Source organism: Gilliamella sp. B2824, from assembly GCF_026536245.1.
Lineage (GTDB): Bacteria > Pseudomonadota > Gammaproteobacteria > Enterobacterales > Orbaceae > Gilliamella.
Map to the genome: position 1 here is coordinate 131,998 of NZ_JAFNON010000003.1, position 20,329 is coordinate 152,326.

At 34.2% G+C, this 20,329-nt stretch carries 17 protein-coding genes; 8 read left to right on the plus strand and 9 right to left on the minus strand.

Going from position 1 to position 20,329, the window contains the following annotated elements:
- Nucleotides 1–11 precede the first annotated feature (11 nt).
- On the minus strand, nt 12–548 hold the full coding sequence (locus J3U56_RS04310; RefSeq protein ID WP_267366821.1) for a hypothetical protein: 537 nt from the start codon (nt 546–548) through the stop codon (nt 12–14).
- Nucleotides 549–1,287: 739 nt separating this feature from the next.
- Between J3U56_RS04310 and pntA the strand changes: the two genes are divergently transcribed.
- The gene (gene pntA / locus J3U56_RS04315) at nt 1,288–2,820 is read left to right on the plus strand and encodes a Re/Si-specific NAD(P)(+) transhydrogenase subunit alpha (protein WP_267333596.1); all 1,533 of its coding nucleotides are present in this window, start codon (nt 1,288–1,290) and stop codon (nt 2,818–2,820) included.
- A 15-nt stretch (nt 2,821–2,835) separates the two neighbouring features.
- Nucleotides 2,836–4,230 carry a Re/Si-specific NAD(P)(+) transhydrogenase subunit beta gene (gene pntB / locus J3U56_RS04320; RefSeq protein ID WP_267333597.1) on the plus strand — a complete coding sequence of 465 codons (1,395 nt, stop codon included), beginning with the start codon at nt 2,836–2,838 and terminating at the stop codon, nt 4,228–4,230.
- Nucleotides 4,231–4,295: 65 nt separating this feature from the next.
- On the opposite strand, the gene J3U56_RS04325 is transcribed toward pntB, so the two are convergent.
- From J3U56_RS04325 to oxyR, 3 genes are all read right to left on the minus strand, one after another.
- Entirely contained in the window at nt 4,296–5,324 is a 1,029-nt protein-coding gene (locus J3U56_RS04325; RefSeq protein ID WP_267366823.1) for an alpha/beta hydrolase family protein, read from the minus strand.
- A gap of 192 nt (nt 5,325–5,516) precedes the next feature.
- A complete protein-coding gene (gene fabR, locus J3U56_RS04330) occupies nt 5,517–6,161 on the minus strand; it encodes an HTH-type transcriptional repressor FabR (protein ID WP_267333599.1) in 645 nt (214 codons plus the stop codon).
- A gap of 39 nt (nt 6,162–6,200) precedes the next feature.
- Nucleotides 6,201–7,127: a DNA-binding transcriptional regulator OxyR gene (gene oxyR / locus J3U56_RS04335; protein WP_065633934.1), complete on the minus strand. Its 927-nt coding sequence runs from the start codon at nt 7,125–7,127 to the stop codon at nt 6,201–6,203.
- A gap of 450 nt (nt 7,128–7,577) precedes the next feature.
- On the opposite strand from oxyR, the gene pcnB reads away from it, so the two are divergent.
- From pcnB to sppA, 6 genes are all read left to right on the plus strand, one after another.
- Complete coding sequence (gene pcnB / locus J3U56_RS04340) at nt 7,578–8,912, plus strand: polynucleotide adenylyltransferase PcnB (protein WP_416379652.1); 1,335 nt, start codon at nt 7,578–7,580, stop codon at nt 8,910–8,912.
- A 74-nt stretch (nt 8,913–8,986) separates the two neighbouring features.
- Nucleotides 8,987–11,350 carry an LPS assembly protein LptD gene (gene lptD, locus J3U56_RS04345; RefSeq protein WP_267333601.1) on the plus strand — a complete coding sequence of 788 codons (2,364 nt, stop codon included), beginning with the start codon at nt 8,987–8,989 and terminating at the stop codon, nt 11,348–11,350.
- Between the two features lie 81 nt (nt 11,351–11,431).
- Nucleotides 11,432–12,745: a peptidylprolyl isomerase SurA gene (gene surA / locus J3U56_RS04350; RefSeq protein ID WP_267343973.1), complete on the plus strand. Its 1,314-nt coding sequence runs from the start codon at nt 11,432–11,434 to the stop codon at nt 12,743–12,745.
- Nucleotides 12,738–13,535, plus strand: a complete 798-nt coding sequence (gene rsmA, locus J3U56_RS04355; RefSeq protein ID WP_267366825.1) for a 16S rRNA (adenine(1518)-N(6)/adenine(1519)-N(6))-dimethyltransferase RsmA — start codon at nt 12,738–12,740, stop codon at nt 13,533–13,535. Before surA ends, rsmA begins: the two co-directional genes overlap by 8 nt.
- 4 nt (nt 13,536–13,539) lie before the next feature.
- On the plus strand, nt 13,540–14,358 hold the full coding sequence (apaH, locus tag J3U56_RS04360) for a bis(5'-nucleosyl)-tetraphosphatase (symmetrical) ApaH (RefSeq protein ID WP_267343975.1): 819 nt from the start codon (nt 13,540–13,542) through the stop codon (nt 14,356–14,358).
- Nucleotides 14,359–14,381: 23 nt separating this feature from the next.
- A complete protein-coding gene (gene sppA, locus J3U56_RS04365; protein WP_267366827.1) occupies nt 14,382–16,205 on the plus strand; it encodes a signal peptide peptidase SppA in 1,824 nt (607 codons plus the stop codon).
- A gap of 42 nt (nt 16,206–16,247) precedes the next feature.
- Here the strand turns inward: sppA and J3U56_RS04370 are convergent, their stop codons facing one another.
- The 5 genes from J3U56_RS04370 to moaC all read right to left on the minus strand — a co-directional run bounded on the left by J3U56_RS04370 (nt 16,248) and on the right by moaC (nt 20,192).
- On the minus strand, nt 16,248–18,068 hold the full coding sequence (locus tag J3U56_RS04370) for a sulfatase-like hydrolase/transferase (protein ID WP_267347547.1): 1,821 nt from the start codon (nt 18,066–18,068) through the stop codon (nt 16,248–16,250).
- A gap of 177 nt (nt 18,069–18,245) precedes the next feature.
- A complete protein-coding gene (locus tag J3U56_RS04375) occupies nt 18,246–18,944 on the minus strand; it encodes a Bax inhibitor-1 family protein (RefSeq protein WP_267333607.1) in 699 nt (232 codons plus the stop codon).
- Between the two features lie 59 nt (nt 18,945–19,003).
- Complete coding sequence (gene moaE, locus J3U56_RS04380) at nt 19,004–19,447, minus strand: molybdopterin synthase catalytic subunit MoaE (RefSeq protein ID WP_267347546.1); 444 nt, start codon at nt 19,445–19,447, stop codon at nt 19,004–19,006.
- 4 nt (nt 19,448–19,451) lie between these two features.
- Nucleotides 19,452–19,697, minus strand: a complete 246-nt coding sequence (moaD, locus tag J3U56_RS04385) for a molybdopterin synthase sulfur carrier subunit (RefSeq protein ID WP_267343980.1) — start codon at nt 19,695–19,697, stop codon at nt 19,452–19,454.
- An 18-nt stretch (nt 19,698–19,715) separates the two neighbouring features.
- Nucleotides 19,716–20,192 carry a cyclic pyranopterin monophosphate synthase MoaC gene (gene moaC / locus J3U56_RS04390; RefSeq protein ID WP_267333609.1) on the minus strand — a complete coding sequence of 159 codons (477 nt, stop codon included), beginning with the start codon at nt 20,190–20,192 and terminating at the stop codon, nt 19,716–19,718.
- Nucleotides 20,193–20,329: the final 137 nt, after the last annotated feature.

Sequence of the window (20,329 nt, forward strand, 5' to 3'; positions counted from 1 at the left end):
CTAGTAAATTTTTAATTTGCCATTCTATCAAGTACATTTTGACAAGATGACATAGTTGATGTTCCTTCACGTTCAACCACTGAAAATGCAATAGCACCATCGGCTATCGGGTAAAAAAACTCTCCGTCAGCTTGTGATAAACTTAAAGCATAAATAAAATTGTTGGCCATGTTGAATATGCTAAGTAAGACAAATCCATAAATTTGAATATACCTATAATTTTTAACATAAAAAGCGAGAGGTCCATTACTATTAAATAGGATAATAATGGTTTGAATATCAAAGGAATGAATTTTAGTAACAATTAGTTTGAACGTATCAAAACGATTTACGTTAATGCCAAACATTAAACTTGTTTGAGTTTTATTAGATGTAATTTTATTGATATAAAGTAATAGTTGTATCATCTTGTTAAAATACGCATTAGGATTAACAACGACATCAATGCCTAAAGCTTTAGCTAATGTTATTACATTAAAAACAGCATCACTAGTTTTTGCAAGTTGCGTTAATAAGATATCAGATTTTTTTAAGTTCGTTTCTAACATTACAATTTTTTATCAATCCTTGATTAAATTAGCCACTTAATTTGATTATTATTTTTACCAAAGTTAATTAAAGTATCTTTGGTTGCTTTATTATCATAATGATATAAAGAAAAAAATTCATACTTGATAGCAAATAATAACGACGCTAACCCAATGACTCTTCGTACATCAAGTAATCAAATCCAATTAATTTTTGGCTACATTATTAATACTTTTTTACCTATACTTTTATATACTCAATCTAGTTAATTAGGTCGCGATAACAATATTCATATAACACAAAATACCGATATTACTCTGTAATTTTCTTTTCGCTTTTAGTATTTTATCTTTGCTATTTTTTCACTCATTATAACAATATGAAATACAACGATTTTTTATTATTCATGTTCATCTAAATATCCCAGAATAACCTTATTTTTTTCGAAAAAATAGACTCATTTTTTGCGTGTTATTTGATCAGTATAGCGCAGGTAAATGATAAAAAGAGTGACGAACATCATAACTTAGAAAATAAAAACAAAACTTAAATAATGGATGAAATCAATATATAACAACCATAAATCAGCAAACAATAAATTGATTATTGCTTCATTTAAGAAAGAATCGACAACCGACTTATTAGTTACAATAATAATGTGACTTGGAAGATAAAAAATAAATTCCTTACTCGCACTGCCGCTAATTTATGCTAAAATCGAAAATCATTAATAAACACTAAACATAAGGATGTAACGAAATGCATATCGGTATACCAAAAGAGCGGTTAGCCAATGAAGCTAGAGTTGCAGCAACTCCACAAACAGTTGGACAACTGTTAAAACTTGGATTTACAGTCTCTGTAGAACAGGGTGCAGGGCATGCTGCTCACTTTGAAGATCAAGCATTTATCGATGCTGGAGCAACAATTCAAAATACTCATGATATTTGGCAAAATGACTTAATTTTAAAATTTCATGCCCCAACAGATGATGAAATCGCATTAATGAAAGAGGGTTTAACCCTTATCAGTTATATTTATCCAGCTCAACATAAAGAACTATTAGAAAAATTAGCAGCCAAAAATATTACAGTCATGGCGATGGATTGTGTGCCACGTATTTCTCGTGCGCAATCGTTAGATGCACTAAGTTCTATGTCAAATATTGCTGGCTATCGTTCTGTGATTGAAGCTGCCAACCAGTTTGGTCGATTCTTTACAGGTCAAGTCACTGCCGCAGGTAAAGTGCCACCGGCAAAAGTGTTAGTCATTGGTGCTGGTGTTGCTGGCCTTGCAGCAATTGGCGCAGCAGTAAGCCTTGGTGCAATTGTTCGAGCCTTCGATACTCGCCCTGAAGTTGCTGAACAAATTAATAGTATGGGTGCTGACTTTTTAGAGTTAGATTTCGAAGAAGAAGCCGGCTCTGGAGATGGTTATGCAAAACAAATGTCTGCTGCCTTTATAGAAGCTGAAATGGCATTATTTGCAGAACAAGCTAAAGATGTTGATATCATTATTACTACAGCATTAATTCCAGGTAAACCAGCACCAAAACTGATTTCGAAAGAGATGGTTGAATCTATGAAACCTGGTAGTGTGATTGTTGATTTAGCTGCATTAACGGGTGGTAACTGTGAATTAACTAAACCCGGTGAAGTTTATGAAACAGATAACAATGTAAAAATTGTTGGCTATACTGATTTGGCAAATCGCATGCCAGCTCAAGCATCTCAACTTTATGGTACCAATATCGTTAACTTATTAAAGTTACTGACTAAACAAAAAGATGGCAATATTGATATCAATTTTGACGATGTGGTTATCCGCGGAGTGACCGTTGTTAAAGATAAAGAAATCACTTGGCCTGCACCACCAATTCAAGTATCAGCACAACCGCAGAAAAAAGTTGCAGCGCCGGTTGCTAAACCTGAACCTAAACCAATGGATCCACGCAAAAAATATGGCATTTTAGCGTTAATAATCATTGCTTTCTTCTGGTTGGCTAATTCTGTTCCTGAAAGCTTTTTAGGTCACTTTACCGTATTTGCTCTATCATGTGTAGTTGGTTATTACGTAGTATGGAATGTAACTCATTCTTTACATACACCACTCATGTCAGTCACTAATGCCATTTCAGGCATCATTTTAGTTGGTGCAATATTACAAGTTGGTGATGATAATGGCTTAACTACGGCAATTGCCTTTGTTGCTATTTTAATTGCTAGTATCAATATTTTTGGTGGATTCTTTGTTACCCAAAGAATGCTAAAAATGTTCCAACGTGGCAAATAAAGGAGAGTATCAATAATGTTAAGTAATGGAATTATTCAAGCAGCTTATGTAATTGCTGCCTTACTGTTTATATTCAGTCTACGTGGTCTTTCCAATCAAGAATCCGCTAAATCGGGTAATATCTATGGCATGATCGGTATGGCAATTGCCCTTATTGCCGCGATTGCGAGTATCAATGGTGGATTACATTGGGTCATCATTGCGATGATTATTGGGGCGGCTATTGGTTTATATTTAGCCAAAAAAGTAGAAATGACACAAATGCCAGAACTCGTTGCACTACTTCATAGCTTTGTTGGTATGGCTGCGGTACTCGTTGGTTTTAATAGCTTTTTAGACTCACATATTTTTACCTTCTCATCGAGTGAAATTACCGTTCATTTGGTCGAAATATTTGTTGGTGTTTTTATTGGTGCGGTTACATTCTCTGGTTCGATTGTCGCGTTTGGCAAACTAAATGGTCGCATTAGTTCAAAACCATTATCTATTCCAAATAAACACTATTGGAATCTTGCTGCTATTGTCGTATCTGTAATCCTCATGTTTACATTTGTCAATCTGCAAACAGGAGCTGGCGCGCTATTTTGTTTACTCATTATGACACTTATAGCATTAGTCTTTGGTTTCCATCTTGTTGCATCAATTGGTGGCGCAGACATGCCCGTTGTTATTTCGATGCTTAACTCCTATTCTGGATGGGCGGCTGCTGCGGCAGGATTTATGTTAGGTAATGATTTACTCATTGTAACTGGTGCTTTAGTTGGTTCTTCAGGCGCAATTCTTTCTTACATTATGTGTAAAGCAATGAATCGCTCATTTATTAGCGTAATTGCCGGTGGTTTTGGTAGCGATGGCAGTTCATCAAGCTCTTCAGAAGAAGAACAAGGTGAATATCGCGAAATCCAACCTGCTGAAGTTGCACAAACTTTAAAAGAAGCACGCTCAGTTATTATTGTTCCAGGTTATGGTATGGCGGTTGCACAAGCGCAAGGTGCAGTCAGTAACATTACTGAAAAACTACGAGCTATGGGAATTGAAGTGAGATTTGGTATCCACCCTGTTGCTGGGCGTTTACCGGGGCATATGAATGTATTATTAGCCGAAGCTAAGGTACCTTACGATATCGTACTTGAAATGGACGAAATCAATGACGACTTCCCTGATACTGATGTTGTATGGGTCATTGGTGCAAATGATACGGTTAACCCAGCGGCAGAAGAAGATCCAAATAGCCCTATCGCAGGTATGCCAGTTCTTGAAGTTTGGAAAGCTAAAACGGTTATCATTTCTAAACGTTCAATGAATACCGGTTATGCCGGCGTTCAAAATCCACTATTCTTCAAAGAAAATAGTTATATGCTATTTGGTGATGCCAAAGATAGTGTTGAAAAAGTGTTACAAAATCTTTAATGACAATTAGTCTTATAGAGAATACAAAATATTACTGCGGCCTAGCCGCAGTAATTTTATAAGCGTTAAGGGTTCAAATTTATTTGCGCTAAGAAAGTAGTAATTTGTTTAATTATTTCACGATGAATCTCGGCTCGAGTTCGTTTCCCACCATCCTTACAAATAATACCTTCGCCTTGAGCTTCTTGCTCTAATATTTCTATTGCCTTAGGTTTACAAACTTGTATAAAACTAAAATGCATCGCATCTGGTATCACCGTATAAGTAGATAGTGATTTTGACAGGAACTGCATTAAATAGCCTGATTCAAGCTCTGCATCCATATCACCTACATCAACTCCTGCACCAATAATTAAAGAAGGGATGTTAATATCTTTTAAACTTTTTGACGTAAAACCTCTGACTAATCCTGCATCTAAAGAGATAAATGATTTTATTCTTGGATCGAATAAACTTTGATTTAATTTTGGATTATCAAGACCGAGTTCAGTCACTAATTGGCACGCTTTTAAATGGGAATGAATTGTACAGTCTTGCTTAAAAAGCTCTGTATCAAATTTTGCTCCAGCAAGTGCAATTACCGTCCAACCGCCAAGGGAATGCCCAATGGCTGATATATTATTCATATCAATAGAGTTTGCTAAAGTCTTATCCTCTATCAAACAATCAATTGTTTTACTCAAGTCTTGTGGGCGCAACCATAATTTAGAAGATTGATCAATATCTCTATTAAACAGTGTAGTCCCTGGATGATTTGGTGCGGCAACAATATATCCTTTTTCGGCCAGCGCATAAGCAAGCCAACTTAAATTTTGCTGGCTGCCCCCATAACCATGTGAGAGAACAATTAAGGGATGCTTACGATAATCTAAAACAGGGGGTGCATTGAATAGAACTTTATAACCATAAAAAATAGCACTATCGCCAACCATTACGTTATCTTGTTGATTATTTGCTTTATACCATATTGCGATATTCAACGGTCGGTTACTTTGTTCATCGTAATAAATTTGTTTAAACCCTACAGCTGAATAAGCATGATTGCTAAAGGTGAAGATTAAATAAACAATCAAGCCAATGTAGAATTTAGTCATTCAATTTATCTCTATTAAAAAAATTGCCTATTTGCAACTGGAATGAATATGAAGACTTAACAATAGAATAAATAATACAATTTGTTAATCAATAATTAAATTTATCAGATTAAATATTTAACAAATAATATGACACATTAACTTATTAAAACACGTTAGATTCACTATACATGTCAGTATAAAAATTTAAAATCAGTGATTTTCTTGCTTAATCAATTCTTTGTGATAAAGGTAATAGGCACCACGCGAAACCATACGAAGTTGAAATATAAGATTTTCGATCAATTTTTGGCGTTGTATTAGGTCAAAATCTAAAGCCTCGGCTCCTGCATTAAAAGCAATGGTAACCATTGCTTCAGCTTGAGCTTCATTATATTGATGAGGCATGTCATTAGCATTATCTAAATAATCAACCAATTCAACAATAAAATGTTGAATTTCTCGAGCAATAGCAGAACGAAAAGCCGATGATGTCCCCGCTTTTTCACGCAGTAATAATAAAAAAACTTTAGGATTTTTATCAATAAATTCAATAAAGGTTGTAACAGAGGTTCGTAACACACTTCCGCCCTTTTCAATACGTTTCCGTGCTTGTCGCAAAAGTTGACGAAGGGTTAAACCACTTTCATCAACCATCGCCAAACCTAATTCATCCATGTCACGAAAGTGCCGATAGAAAGAAGTAGCGGCAATACCAGCTTCACGTGCAACTTCACGCAAACTTAGACTAGCAAAACCTTGTTCGGCATTAAGTTGATTAAATGCAGCTTCTATTAATGTGCGACGAGTTCGCTCTTTTTGCTGAGCTCGAACCCCCGAAGTTTTGGCATTTTTCATTATTTCAATCGATTTTGGTAATTTTAACTTAGTCAATCATTAATTCGCTTTTTCTAACAAACGCTCTTTTTCAGCAAATACTTTTGGCATGTGATCTCGAATTGTTTTAGCAATGGTTTCATAACGGGAACGTAATGGCGATCCCGGACGATATATCAGGGCAATGCTTCGCACTGGAACAGGATCAGTACAAGGAATATAGCAAATATTATCACGAATACGTTCATTTGGTGCCGCTAATTCAGGAAACAACGTAATACCGCGCCCAGCAGAAATCATACTGCGTAATGTCTCAAGACTTGTCGCTTTAAATTGTTTGTCTTCGTCAATTCCGACTTGAAAACAATATCCCATTGCATGTTCACGTAAACAATGACCATCTTCCAACATTAAAAACTTATGTCCTTTTAAACTAGAAAGTTTAATTGTCCTTTTGCTGGCTAGTTCGTCCGTCGCCGGAACCGCTAAAAACATCGGCTCATCAAATAATGGCAATTCTATAAATTGTGATGTTTCTTTAACCTGTGCAACAATGGCGCAATCAAGCTTGCCACTCTCAAGTTGGGCAACTATATTGGCAGTTTGCGCTTCATGTAGATAGAGTTCAAGTTGTGGAAAAGATTCGTGTAATACTGTTATTACATGTGGTAACAGATAAGGTGCAATTGTTGGTATCAAGCCAATATGCATTGGGCCGGACATCTCTTCACCTTGACGACTGGCCATCTCTTTTAAAATTTGGATATTGCGTAAGATCTCTTTAGCCTGTTCAACAAGCATCATACCTGTTTGTGTAAATAGTACTTTGCGACTAGTACGTTCCAGCAACATTACACCAAGTTCATCTTCCAATTTTCTGATTTGTCCACTTAATGTTGGTTGACTCACATTGCAAGCATCAGCGGCTTTACGAAAATGACGAAATTCAGCTAACGAAACAAAATATTCCAAATCACGAATATTCATAATGTCCCCCAATAAGTTATCAGTTAATGTTATATACTCAATTGACTTTTTGTCAGAGCGATCTATTAAACGACTATTACTCACATTACTCAAAAAATTAAGCAAAATGTTTAATATGCTTCCTATATCTATTGTGTTCTACAATGAATTAAAAAAGACGTTTTGAGCATAGGTTGTAGTAAACCTTAATCAGCTTGTTAAATAATGCATGAAATATGTATAAACAGGTATTGATGCCTTTTAAAGCTATATGACTAATTCTACTCTATAAACTGCTATTGTTGATAATTATTGCCAAAAAATCAAATAGAATATTCATTTAAAATTAGAAAATACCTGCTTTTCATCGAATTAAAATTCAGATAATAAGAAAAATGGAAAGTTATAAGCAATTATTATATAATCGCGCGCTATATTGCCATTTTGGTTCATACACGTTTGAGGTGCACTATTTTTAAACAAGTCTCTCGCTTTTATCGCAAAATGTTTCGCCATGAAGAACAAAAACAATCTCGCTATATTTCTATTTCTCGTAATGAACATAATATTTCTCGTAAAAATATCAGTGAAAATGCATTAAAAGTTCTTTATCGTTTAAACAAACAAGGATATGAAGCTTATTTAGTCGGTGGTTGTATTCGCGATCTTTTATTAGGAAAAATACCAAAAGATTTTGATATCGCCACGAATGCGACACCTGAACAAGTGCAAAAAACATTTCGAAATTGCCGTTTAGTCGGTCGTCGTTTTCGTCTTGCACACATTATGTTTGGTAAAGAGATTATCGAAGTTGCTACCTTCCGTGGCGAACATAGTTTTCAAGATGAACAAAGTAATGTTGCCAAACGATCGCAAACCGGTATGTTATTACGTGATAACGTCTATGGTACGATTGAACAAGATGCTTTGCGACGTGATTTTACAATGAACGCGCTTTATTACAGTGTTAAAGATTTTACACTGCGCGATTATTGTGGAGGCATAAAAGATTTACAAAATGGTATTATTCGCTTAATTGGTGATCCGCAAACTCGCTATCGAGAAGATCCTGTGCGAATGTTAAGAACCATTCGCTTTGCAGCAAAACTCAATATGACAATTGAGCAAGCAACGGTTGAACCAATTAAAGAGCTTGCACCATTATTAAAAAATATTCCTGCTGCTCGTTTATTTGATGAATCATTAAAGTTGCTGCAATCAGGTCATGGATACAAAACCTACCTATTATTAAAAGAATATCACCTGTTTGAACAATTATTTCCAGTCATTCAACGATTATTTACCGGAAATAACAATAGCTATTTAGAAAAGATGATTGAACAGGTGTTAAAAAATACTGACTACCGAATTGCTCATAATCAACGTATTAATCCAGCATTTTTATTTGCTGCTTTCTTCTGGTATCCGATTATGGAACAAACACAATTAACGTGTGTTGAAAGTGGCTTACAATTCCATGATGCTTTTTCAATGGCTATCAATGATATTTTAAGTGAACAATGTCAAATTATTGCTATTCCAAAACGTTTAACATCAATAATGGGTGATATTTGGCGACTACAATTACGTATGAAAAAGCGTGAAGGTAAACGTGCATTTGCCATTTTAGAACATCCTAAATTCCGAGCGGCTTATGATTTATTAGAAATGCGGGCATCTATTGAAAAAGGGGAGTTATTGGATTTAGCAAAATGGTGGGATGAGTTCCAACATACCTCAATTGAGAAAAGAATTAGCATGGTTAACCAGTTGAGTAAAAGAAATAAACGCAGGGCTAAACATTAATTTTTCATTCGCACTTTTATAAATAACCGCTATAATGCTTAAATTAAAATAATCATCATTACTTTTAATCATTAATGAAAAAATTAGCGCCTTCATTTATCGCAATAACCGTTACTCTATGTCTCTATAATAGTAGCAGTTATGCTATCGGATTACCTAAAGCTATTATTAATAATCCACAATGCCTCATCGATGTGCCTAAATTCGATCGCCCATTAGTTGAGGGTGATATCCAAACACTGCCTGTTGATGCTGAAGCAAACCAGTTTGAAGCACTTTATCCAAACAAAATAATTTATCAAGGTGATGTAGTTGTCGAACAAGGCAATCGTACCGTACAAGCAGATAGAGTAACGATTGATTCTCATGATAAAAATAATCGACTTGTTACTTTGCAAGGCGATATTACTTATCAAGATAATTTGATAAGAATTAAAGGCAATGATGCCTTGATGAATCTTGATAATAATGATGCTAATATTACACCGAGTGATTATCATCTGGTTAACCGACTAGGCCGTGGTAACGCCGACGAGATGAAGCTTGAAAAAAATCGCTATGTTATTTTGAAAAATGGTAGTTTTACATCTTGTCCTGTCGATGACAGCACATGGAGTGTAAAAGGTAGCACAGTGATTCATGATAATGAAGAGCAATTACTTGAAGTATGGAATGCAGTATTTCGTATTGGGAAAGTACCGGTTTTATATTCACCTTATTTACAGTTACCAACTGGTGATAAACGCCGTTCAGGCTTGCTAATGCCTAATTTAAATTATGATAGTGTCGATGGTATTGATTTTTCGTTACCAATTTATTGGAATATTGCACCTAACTATGATGCAACATTTACCCCAAGAATATTACAGCGTAGAGGCGTTCAGTTACAAACAGAGTTCCGCTATTTAAATCAATTAGGTTTAGGTACTGTAGCTTTTGACTGGCTACAACATGATAACAAATATGATGATGATCGAGATAGATTATTAAATGGTCAAAATTATGATGATAACCGCCATCGTTGGTTATTCTACTGGAAAAACGATGAGTTAATTAATTACAATTGGCGTTTTAAGGCAGATACTACAAGAGTAAGCGATAATCAATATCTAACAGATTTGAACTCTAAATATGCGTCACAAACAGCTGGATATTTAACTCAATTTTATAAAATTGGCTACAATGATCCTAGTTGGGATATTACTCTGGGTTATAGACACTTCCAAGCATTCCATGATGGAGTTAGAGATTCACTATACCAAACTCAACCACAATTAAATATGAACTATTATAATTATGATTTTGGTCCATTTAAATTCAAAACCTTTTCACAAGTATCACGCTTTTTAAGTTCAGGCAAAAATAATCCGAAAGCTTGGCGTGCACATATTGAACCTACTCTTGATTATACTATCACCAATACATGGGCTTCATTAAGTGCGTCTGGTGGTTTAATGGCAACGCACTACAACCAAGATAATATAAAAAAATCTATTGAAAGATACCAAAACTTAGACAAGAGTGTTAATCGTTTTATGCCTAAATTTAGTATCGATGGAAAAGTCATTTTTGAGCGTGATTTTGATCTGATTGAGGGTTATACCCAAACTTTAGAGCCACGAGTAAAATATACATATATTCCATATCGCAATCAGTCAAATATTGGCAGCTATGATTCTACTTTCTTACAATACGATTATATCGGTCTATTTAGAGATCTCCCTTATAGTGGGTTAGATCGCATTGCATCAGCTAATAATATCGCGACAGGTGTGACGACCCGTTTTTACGATGAAAGCAAGGTAGAAAAATTTAATTTATCAATCGGACAAATCACCTATTTTACTAAATCAAAAACCAGTGAACACAATACCGAAATAGACAAAAATTCTGATACAGGTAGTATTACTTGGGCATCGGATAATTTCTGGCGTATTACTGACGATGTGATTTTTAGAAGTGGCGTACAATACGATACCCGTATTGATACTATTTCTTTAGCCAACACGATACTTGAATATCGCCCTTCAAGTGAGAAATTACTACAGCTATCATATCGTTATGCTAATCATAATTATATCAATACGGTAGATAAAAGTTCGTTATATAGAGGCTATAAACAAGATATTTCCCAAGCAGGTATTGTGACTACTTGGCCATTATCTCAAACTATAGATGCTGTTGGTTCTTATTATTATGATATTAAATTGGGGCAAACCGCAGATGGTTCAGTTGGATTACATTATAGTGACTGCTGTTGGGGTATGACTGTTCAATATGGACGTAAATTGACAGATTGGGATTGGATATCCCATGATAGTAAATATGAAAATAAACTTTCAGTTAATTTTGAGTTAATGGGTCTAGGCCACAATCGTGATGTAAAAGCAAAAATGTTGAATTTTGGTAAACTACCTTATACAACAGCGTTTGAATAATTATATTAGTAACGCATAACATAACTAATTAACTTAATTACAGTTATTGTCAACTGTAGCAAATAAAATGAGTTGAATAATATGAAAATATCTAAATTACTTATCGCTTTAAACTTAAGTTTAAGTATAGCAGTGATTAATCCTTTATCAGCTAATGCTGCCGCTAAAGTCGTTGAGCAAGTTGCTGCAGTAGTTAATAACAATGTCATATTAGAAAGTGACGTTAATGATATGTTAAAAACTATAAAAGCAAGCACTGATCCACGTAATTTGCCAAATGATAACGTACTGAGGCAACAAATTCTTGATCGTTTAATTGTTGAAAATCTAATCTTGCAAAAAGCCGCTAAAGCTAAAATTACAGTGAGTGATGATCAAGTGAGCAATGCGATTGCTAAAATCGCAGAAGAAAATGGTATGACAATCGATCAACTTAGAAGCAAACTTTCAACAATGGGAATAAGTTATAGCGCTTATCGTGAACGTATACATAACGATATGTTAATAGATCAAGCCCGAATGAACGAAGTCAGACCAAGAATTAAAATCTCTGAAAAAGAGGTCGAAAACTTAGCTAAAAATATGTCTCAACAAACCTCTAACAATATAGATGTTAAAGTAAGCCATATTCTTATATCCGTTCCAGAAAAAGCCTCTAAACAACAAATAGATGATGCGACTAACAAAGCAACCGACATTATCCGTCGAGCCGAAAAAGGTGAAAGTTTTGCGAAATTAGCGACCTCATATTCAAATGATGATCTTGCTTTAAAAGGTGGTGATATGGGCTGGCATAAACTCAATGAATTACCTACCATTTTTGAAGAAAGATTAATTCGAGCACCAAAAGGAAGTATTATTGGTCCAATTCGATCCGGTGTTGGATTACATATTTTAAAAGTTGATGATACACGTTCTGAAGCACCGAAAAAATTCACCATTGATGAATTTAATGCTCGCCATATCCTAATTAAAACTAATGTGCTTGTAACAGACCAAATTGCCAAACAAAAACTGTCTGATATCCGTAAATCCATAGTAAGTGGAGCGACAACCTTTGAAGCAGCAGCTAAAGCTAATTCTCAAGACCCAGGTTCTGCTGAAAGTGGCGGTAATTTAGGTTGGAGTCGAGCCGATGTTTATGATGCTGGTTTTAGAAATGCATTAGTTCAATTAAAAAAAGGCGAAATTAGTCAACCAATCAAATCATCGTTTGGATGGCATTTGATCCAATTAATCGATACTAAACAGACTGATGGTACAAATGCAGTGAAACAAGATCAAGCTTATCGATTAATTTTCAACCGTAAATTTGGTGAAGAAGCGCAAGTATGGATCCAAGAATTAAAAGGCGATGCTTATATCAAAATCACAGGTGAAGAAAAACATGACTAACCGTGTACACCAAGGTCACTTTGCCCGTAAACGATTCGGGCAAAACTTTTTACATGATGATTATATTATTGAAAGTATTGTCGCAGCTATTCAACCTAAATCAGATCAGGCTCTTGTAGAGATCGGTCCTGGTCTAGCTGCATTAACAGTGCCAGTCAGTAAATATGTTGACCATCTAACAGTTATAGAAATTGATAGAGATTTAGCCAGTAAATTGATTGATAATCCTTTTTTAAAAACTAAATTAACTGTTATTGAACAAGATGCTCTAACCTTTAACTTTAATGAGTTAAATCAACAATTAGGTAAACCATTAAGAGTATTTGGTAACTTACCCTATAACATATCTACACCGTTAATGTTCCATTTATTTGAATATGCCAATATCATTGATGATATGCATTTTATGCTACAAAAAGAAGTAGTCACGCGACTTGTCGCGGCACCAAATAGTAAAGATTATGGAAGATTAAGTGTAATGGCACAATATTATTGCCAAATTATTCCTGTGTTAGAAGTTCCACCGACTGCGTTCAAGCCGGCACCTAAAGTTAACTCAGCTGTTGTTAAGTTAATTCCTTACAAACAAAAACCTTATTTAGTTGATGATGTTAAAATACTTTCTCGCATCACTACAGAAGCGTTTAATCAAAGACGCAAAACGATTCGCAATAGTTTAAGTAATATGTTTACAACAGACCAATTAATTGAATTAGATATTGACCCTAATTTACGTGCTGAAAATTTGTCAGTACAACAATATTGTAAACTTGCAAACGCATGGAAATAATATTATGGCAAACCTAATCATTGGTGATATTCATGGTTGTTATGATGAGTTTATGCGTTTGCTTGATAAAGCGAGTTTTTCATCATCTGATACTTTGTGGTTAACCGGTGATTTGGTTGCCAGAGGACCAAAATCGTTAGACGTGCTCAGATTTGTTAAAAATTTAAGTAGTCAAATTCGTTTAGTTTTAGGTAATCATGATTTACATTTATTATCGATTTATGCCAATGTAACATTAGCAAAAAAGAAAGATAATCTTGACAGTGTGATCAATGCGCCTGATTACGATGAATTAATGAATTGGTTACGTAAACAACCATTAGTTCAAATAGATGAAAAGTTAAAACTCATTATGACTCATGCGGGTATTTCACCTCAATGGGATCTCGATACATTAAAAAAATGTGCCAATGACTTAAATGTTATGTTATCGAGTGATTCATATCCACTTTTTCTCGACAAAATGTACGGTAATTTCCCTGATGAATGGTCTTGTGATTTACAAGGTTTAGATCGGTTACGTTACATTGCTAATGCACTCACACGAATGCGGTTTTGTTATGAAGATGGCCGACTTGATTTTTATTTCAAAAAATCACCAGATCAAGCGCCTACAAAACTTAAACCTTGGTTTTTATTACCTTCAAAAATTCCAGCTCAATACAGTATCGCTTTTGGCCATTGGGCCGCTTTAAATGGTAAAGGTACTCCAGATAATATTTATGCTCTCGATACTGGCTGTTGTTGGGGCGGTAAATTAACATGCTTGCGTTTTGAAGATAAAAAATATTTCAAAAAACGAAATATAGAAGCGAAAAGCTAACATTACGACTAAAAGGGCTAATTATGATATCTGTATTATCAGTCATAAAATTAATTTGGAAAACCATCAACGTTTTTAGACAAATTTTTCTAAATATAATATTTTTTATTGCTATTATTCTTATTTTTAGTGGTATTGAACTGATAAAAGATTTGAAAAAACAGGATGTGGTTCCACAATATGGCACGCTTGTACTTGATTTAGAAGGTGTTATTGTTGATAGTACGCGATATGACGATGAGATTTATGCATTACAAAATAAAATATATGGCAAAAAAGTAAATACCTCTCGTGAAAATAGTTTATTTGAATTAACACAAAAAATAGCGCAAGCAACAACAGATCCTAATATTGATGGTATGGTTTTAAAATTGGATAATTTTGTTGGGGCGGATATGAGCTCATTACAATATGTGGGTAAATATTTATCCAAATTTAGAGAAGCCAATAAGCCAATTTATGCAATTGGTTCCAATTTTAATCAAAGCCAATATTATCTAGCCAGTTATGCCAATAAAATTTATTTAACACCATTAGGTGCAGTCAGTGTATACGGGTTATCAGCCAATAATCTGTATTATAAAACCTTATTAGATAACTTAAAAATTAATACTCATGTTTTCCGAGTAGGCACATACAAATCTGCAATTGAACCATTCATTCGAGACGATATGTCAGATGCAGCAAAAAGCAATACGACGCGCTGGCTTTCAGCCATGTGGGAAAATTATCTTAATGATATTTCGGTACAACGTAAAAAAGCCCCTAGTCAATTAGTTCCAAATCCTACTGATATGTTGTCAGAGTTAAAAGCAGCTAAAGGAAGTATGAGTCAATATGCGTTATCTACTGGTTTAGTAGACGTTGTTGCATCCAATTATCAATATGATCTCGATATTGTTCAGAATCAACATCAATTAAGTATTTATGACTATAAATTGACAGAAAAAGATGAACAAACTGACGATAAACCATTAATCGCTGTTGTTTTTGTCAATGGTACGATAACTGACAGTGAAAATAATACTGATATAGCGGGCAGCCAAGATATTGTTGAACAGCTTAGAAATATCCGTAACAACTTGGATAATCAAAATGTTCAAGCTGTTATATTACGAGTTAATAGTCCTGGCGGAAGTGTTGACGCCTCAGAGGCCATTCGCAGTGAATTAGAAGCACTACGCAGTTATCAAATTCCTGTAGTAGTTTCAATGGGCGGAATGGCCGCATCTGGTGGATATTGGATATCGACAGCATCAGATTACATTATTGCTAGCCCGAATACAATTACTGGCTCTATTGGTATTTTTGGTATTATTCCAACCTTTGAAAAATCATTATCTCACATTGGTGTTTACAATGATGGTGTAACAACATCACCACTTGCAAATAATAGTGTTACTCGAAATCTACCGGATGAAATGAGCCAACTAATACAAATGAATATTGATAATGGATACAATACCTTTATTTCATTAGTTGCCAAAGCAAGAAATATGTCAACAGAACAAGTGGATAAAATAGCTCAAGGTCAAGTTTGGTTAGGTTCAGAAGCAAGTAACATTGGTTTAGTTGATAAACTTGGTGATTTTGATGATGCTATCGAAACAGCCGCTACATTGGCCAATTTAACGGATTACAAAATTGACTGGCTTAAACCAGATGTCAGTTGGTTCAATAGTTTTTATTCTGAAATGCTAACAATGCTGCCAAAATCAACTGCCGAAATATTTTTTGATCAATTACCACAAGCAAAACAGTTAAAACAACAAGTGTCTTTATGGAATAAATTTCACGATAGCCAAAATCGCTATATTTATTGTTTAAACTGCGCTGATGTTCGTTAAGAATTCTTCTCTATCCTTTTAAATAAAAGGATAGAGAACTAACTAGTTCGAAGGTTGATAAAAATAACGCATATTGCCTATTGCCGCTTGGATATAGCTATAGTTAGGCGTTGCATCAATCTCATGATTGTGCGAATCCATATAATGACTAATACCTAGTCTGTTAACAAGATAAATATTATCCGGTGTGCGAACAGCATAGGAACTATAATTTGACATCAATAACCAGTTACGATTAGTGATTGGGTTAAATAAATCATACCCTGTTGAATAATCACTTATATCATTTTCCACATATAAATAATGTTTCATTAATGACGGTACTACATCTTCGTGACTAGTCAGTTTAGCGGCATTATCTTTTAACTGCTCTAAATTTTTAGCGCCAATAATGATAAACGGAACTTTGGTTTGAGCATCGGTATAATTACCATTGTGCCCCCAAAAACCAAGCTTATTATCATTCATTTCTTGACCATGGTCACCAGTAATAATAATTAACGTATTATCCAACGTTCCCGATCTAATTAGTTCATCATAAACATTTTGCAATAAATAATCATCATAATAGACGCTTTGTTTATAACGATTGAAAATTGGCACAGGATCAGTATTATTATTTAATGTCATATAATCAAGGTCACCAATTGGCTTAAATTTTACCTCAAAATCATCTGGAAAATCATAAGCGTGAGGTGCGTCATAAAATAAAAATGAGAAACTTGGTTTAGAGGTATCACGTTGTTTATACCATGCTAACCAATCGTTTGTGATCTGTTTATCGCGACTTGAAGCTGGGCCATCATGACTACTTATTCTTAAATTTTTAATTGTTGCAAATACGGTACGATCAAATTCAGGGGCAGTCACCTTAGCTGAGGTAAAAATACCAATATTAAAATTTTCTTTTTGTAATGTCGTAACGAACAAAGATGGAACACTATTACGCAAAAAGGCATCCCAGTAAGTACCAGGGATACCATAAAATAACCCAAAGATACCTGTCCGAGTAGCGTTACCCGTTGAATAATGATTATTGAAAATAACACCATTATTTTGTTGTGCAAAATGATAAGTATTAGGAGAAATTTGCTCACTAAATGTATCATAACGCCAAGAGTCTAATACAATAAACATAATATTTTGAGGTTTATTGTTATCAGAATTAATAATAAGCGTATGTTTAGGATAATGAATTCCTGTATGTTCATCATCTTTTTCATAAATAACTTTTCGTTGCCCTTGTTTATCAAAAAATTCCATTATTTTTTTTGATGTAAACGGACGATATAAGGGAATATATTCTTTTACTACCATAATTGGAGAATAAGCATAATAAAAAGCAATCATGTGCACAATATGGCTAATAAAAAAAGCAAAAATAAGAAAAATAGTAGATAAACGTAGAAATTTAGACTTAGTGTGTGCTATTGCAAATTTGTTATTAATCCAATAAAGAATAAAGCACTCTAGGCAAAGTGAAGCAATGATTAATGTCAACATCAAGCAATAAGTGAATAGCGAAAAATCCACCACTTGCCCAGAAAATACCATTGATATAACAGAGAGATTTATGTGAAATCGGTATTGTTGAAAAACAATAGTATCAATAAATAATCCAATTTGAAAAAAACCAAATAATACAATCAAAATGAGATTACGAAGACATGGTTTTATCCAAAGCAGCGGAATACAAATAATTAAAAGCAATAAATAAACTGAGAAAAAGTGTCCAGTTACTGCGAAAATTGAAAAGGTAATTCCGGCCCAATTAAATAACGCTCCAGGAACAACAAAATAACGAATGGCAATGATTGATGAAATAAAAATGTTTATTAGAACAAAGGAATATAATTTTTTCACAGTAATTCTCTAATATTGAACTTAATATTAAGTATATAAGAAATAAAAAACGATATTCTATATTAAAACACAGTATTTTCCGCGAAATTTTAATATAAAAGACTAAAAAACAAATTACTAATAAAAAACTAACAAAAAAGGCTCTTAATAGAGCCCTTTAAATCTATAAAAATACCATTATCGACGATCGCCAAAAATCCTTAGCAGCATAATGAACAAGTTAATGAAATCAAGATATAAAGTTAATGCACCTAAAATGACAAAGCGTCTAAATACATTTTGATCATCATAAGATATATTTTCGCCTAACTCTTTGAGTTTTTGATTATCATAAGCAGTTAATCCTGCAAAAACAAACACGCCAATGTAAGTTACAGCCCACATTAATGGCTCACTCTTTAAAAAGAGATTAACCAATGAGGCAATCACAATGCCAATTAGTCCCATAAATAAAAAGCGACCGAAAGCTGATAAATCACGTTTTGTGGTATAGCCATAAAAAGCCATCGCAGCAAACATGCCTGCTGTAATAAAAAATACACTCGCAATCGAAGACGAAGTATAAACTATAAAATAGATAGAAAACGTACAACCATTTAAAACAGAATAGAGCATAAACAATGTGGTTGCCGCTGCGCCAGATAAACGATTGATAAAACCAGAAATAACAAAAACTAGCCCTAGCTCAGCAATTAATAATACCCACATACCTCGATATAATAACTGTAATAATTGCAGATTAGTTGATGCATACCATGCAACTAAAGCTGTTAATAATAGTCCAACAGTCATCCAGCCGTAAACATGACTCATATAGGTTTGTACACGACTTGTCGATTTTTCGATTATTGAACTATTAGATGAATAATTTGCCATCCTTTACCTCTTATAAAATATTATGTAACATACTCAATCTATTATATATTAAATGGAGATTAAAGCCATTTTTTCAATGCTTGTATATCAGAATTTTTAGGCTCGACCCAATTATCCCCATTACCTGTACGTTCTTTTTTCCAAAAAGGCGCTTGTGTTTTTAATACATCCATTATAAATTCAGCCGCAGCAAAAGCATCCGCACGATGGGCACTACTGACTCCGACAAAAACGATTTGTTCATTATTACTTATTTCACCTACTCGGTGAATCACGGCCACACGACTTAATTGCCAACGCTCACGAGCTTGATTAACAATTTGACGTAGTACTTTTTCTGTCATGCCAGAATAGTGTTCTAAAAAAAGGCTAAGAGGCAGCTCGTCAACTGAACGAACTTTACCTATAAATGTTACAACCGCACCGTCTTGCGATAGTTCTGATAACCAAGCACTTAATTTGTTGGCATCTATTTGCTCATCACCAACTTGAATGATATCCATATTTTCAGCCGCCTGTCACAGGAGGAAAAAAAGCGATTTCATCATCAGGTTGTATTATATAATCAAAATCGACCAATGATTGATTAACAGCACATAATACAGTTTTCTCTGTTAATGCCATTGACCATTTATTGCCTCGCTGACTTAATTTTTGTAAAAGGTCAGAAATCGACAATTGACTAACATCTAATAAGATACTTTCAACACCAATGAGCTCTCTTATTTGAGCAAAAAAAATAATTCTATTCATACTTTGACTATTTTAGTATTAGATAGCAAAATCACCCGATTTACCACCCGTTTTAGTTAATAATCTTACTTGAGTGATAACCATGTCTTTTTGTACAGCTTTACACATATCATATATCGTTAAAGCCGCTACAGATGCAGCAACCAATGCTTCCATTTCAACACCTGTTTGACCTTGCAATCGACATACGGACTCAATTCTAACACAAGAATTAACAATATCAGCTTCAATATTAACTTCAACTTTACTCAGTAAAAGCGGATGACAAAGGGGAATAAGTTCCCAAGTTTTTTTAGCGGCTTGAATACCTGCAATTCTAGCAGTGGCAAAAACGTCACCTTTGTGATGTTTACCTTCAATAATCATGTTTAATGTTGCTGAGTTCATCATAACCTGTGACTCAGCTCTTGCTTCCCGTGCCGTTATTTGTTTATTGGACACATCAACCATATGTGCATCACCATTATGATTAATATGTGAAAAGTTTTCTGGCATTTTGTATTCCTTAAAAAATATCACTAATTCTAATCTGCCAAGATAACAAATTTTATAAAACGATACCATATTTCGATCAATGGGTTACCATTTAAATTTTAAAGTTTAATCGCAAACTTATTAGATAAAATCCATAA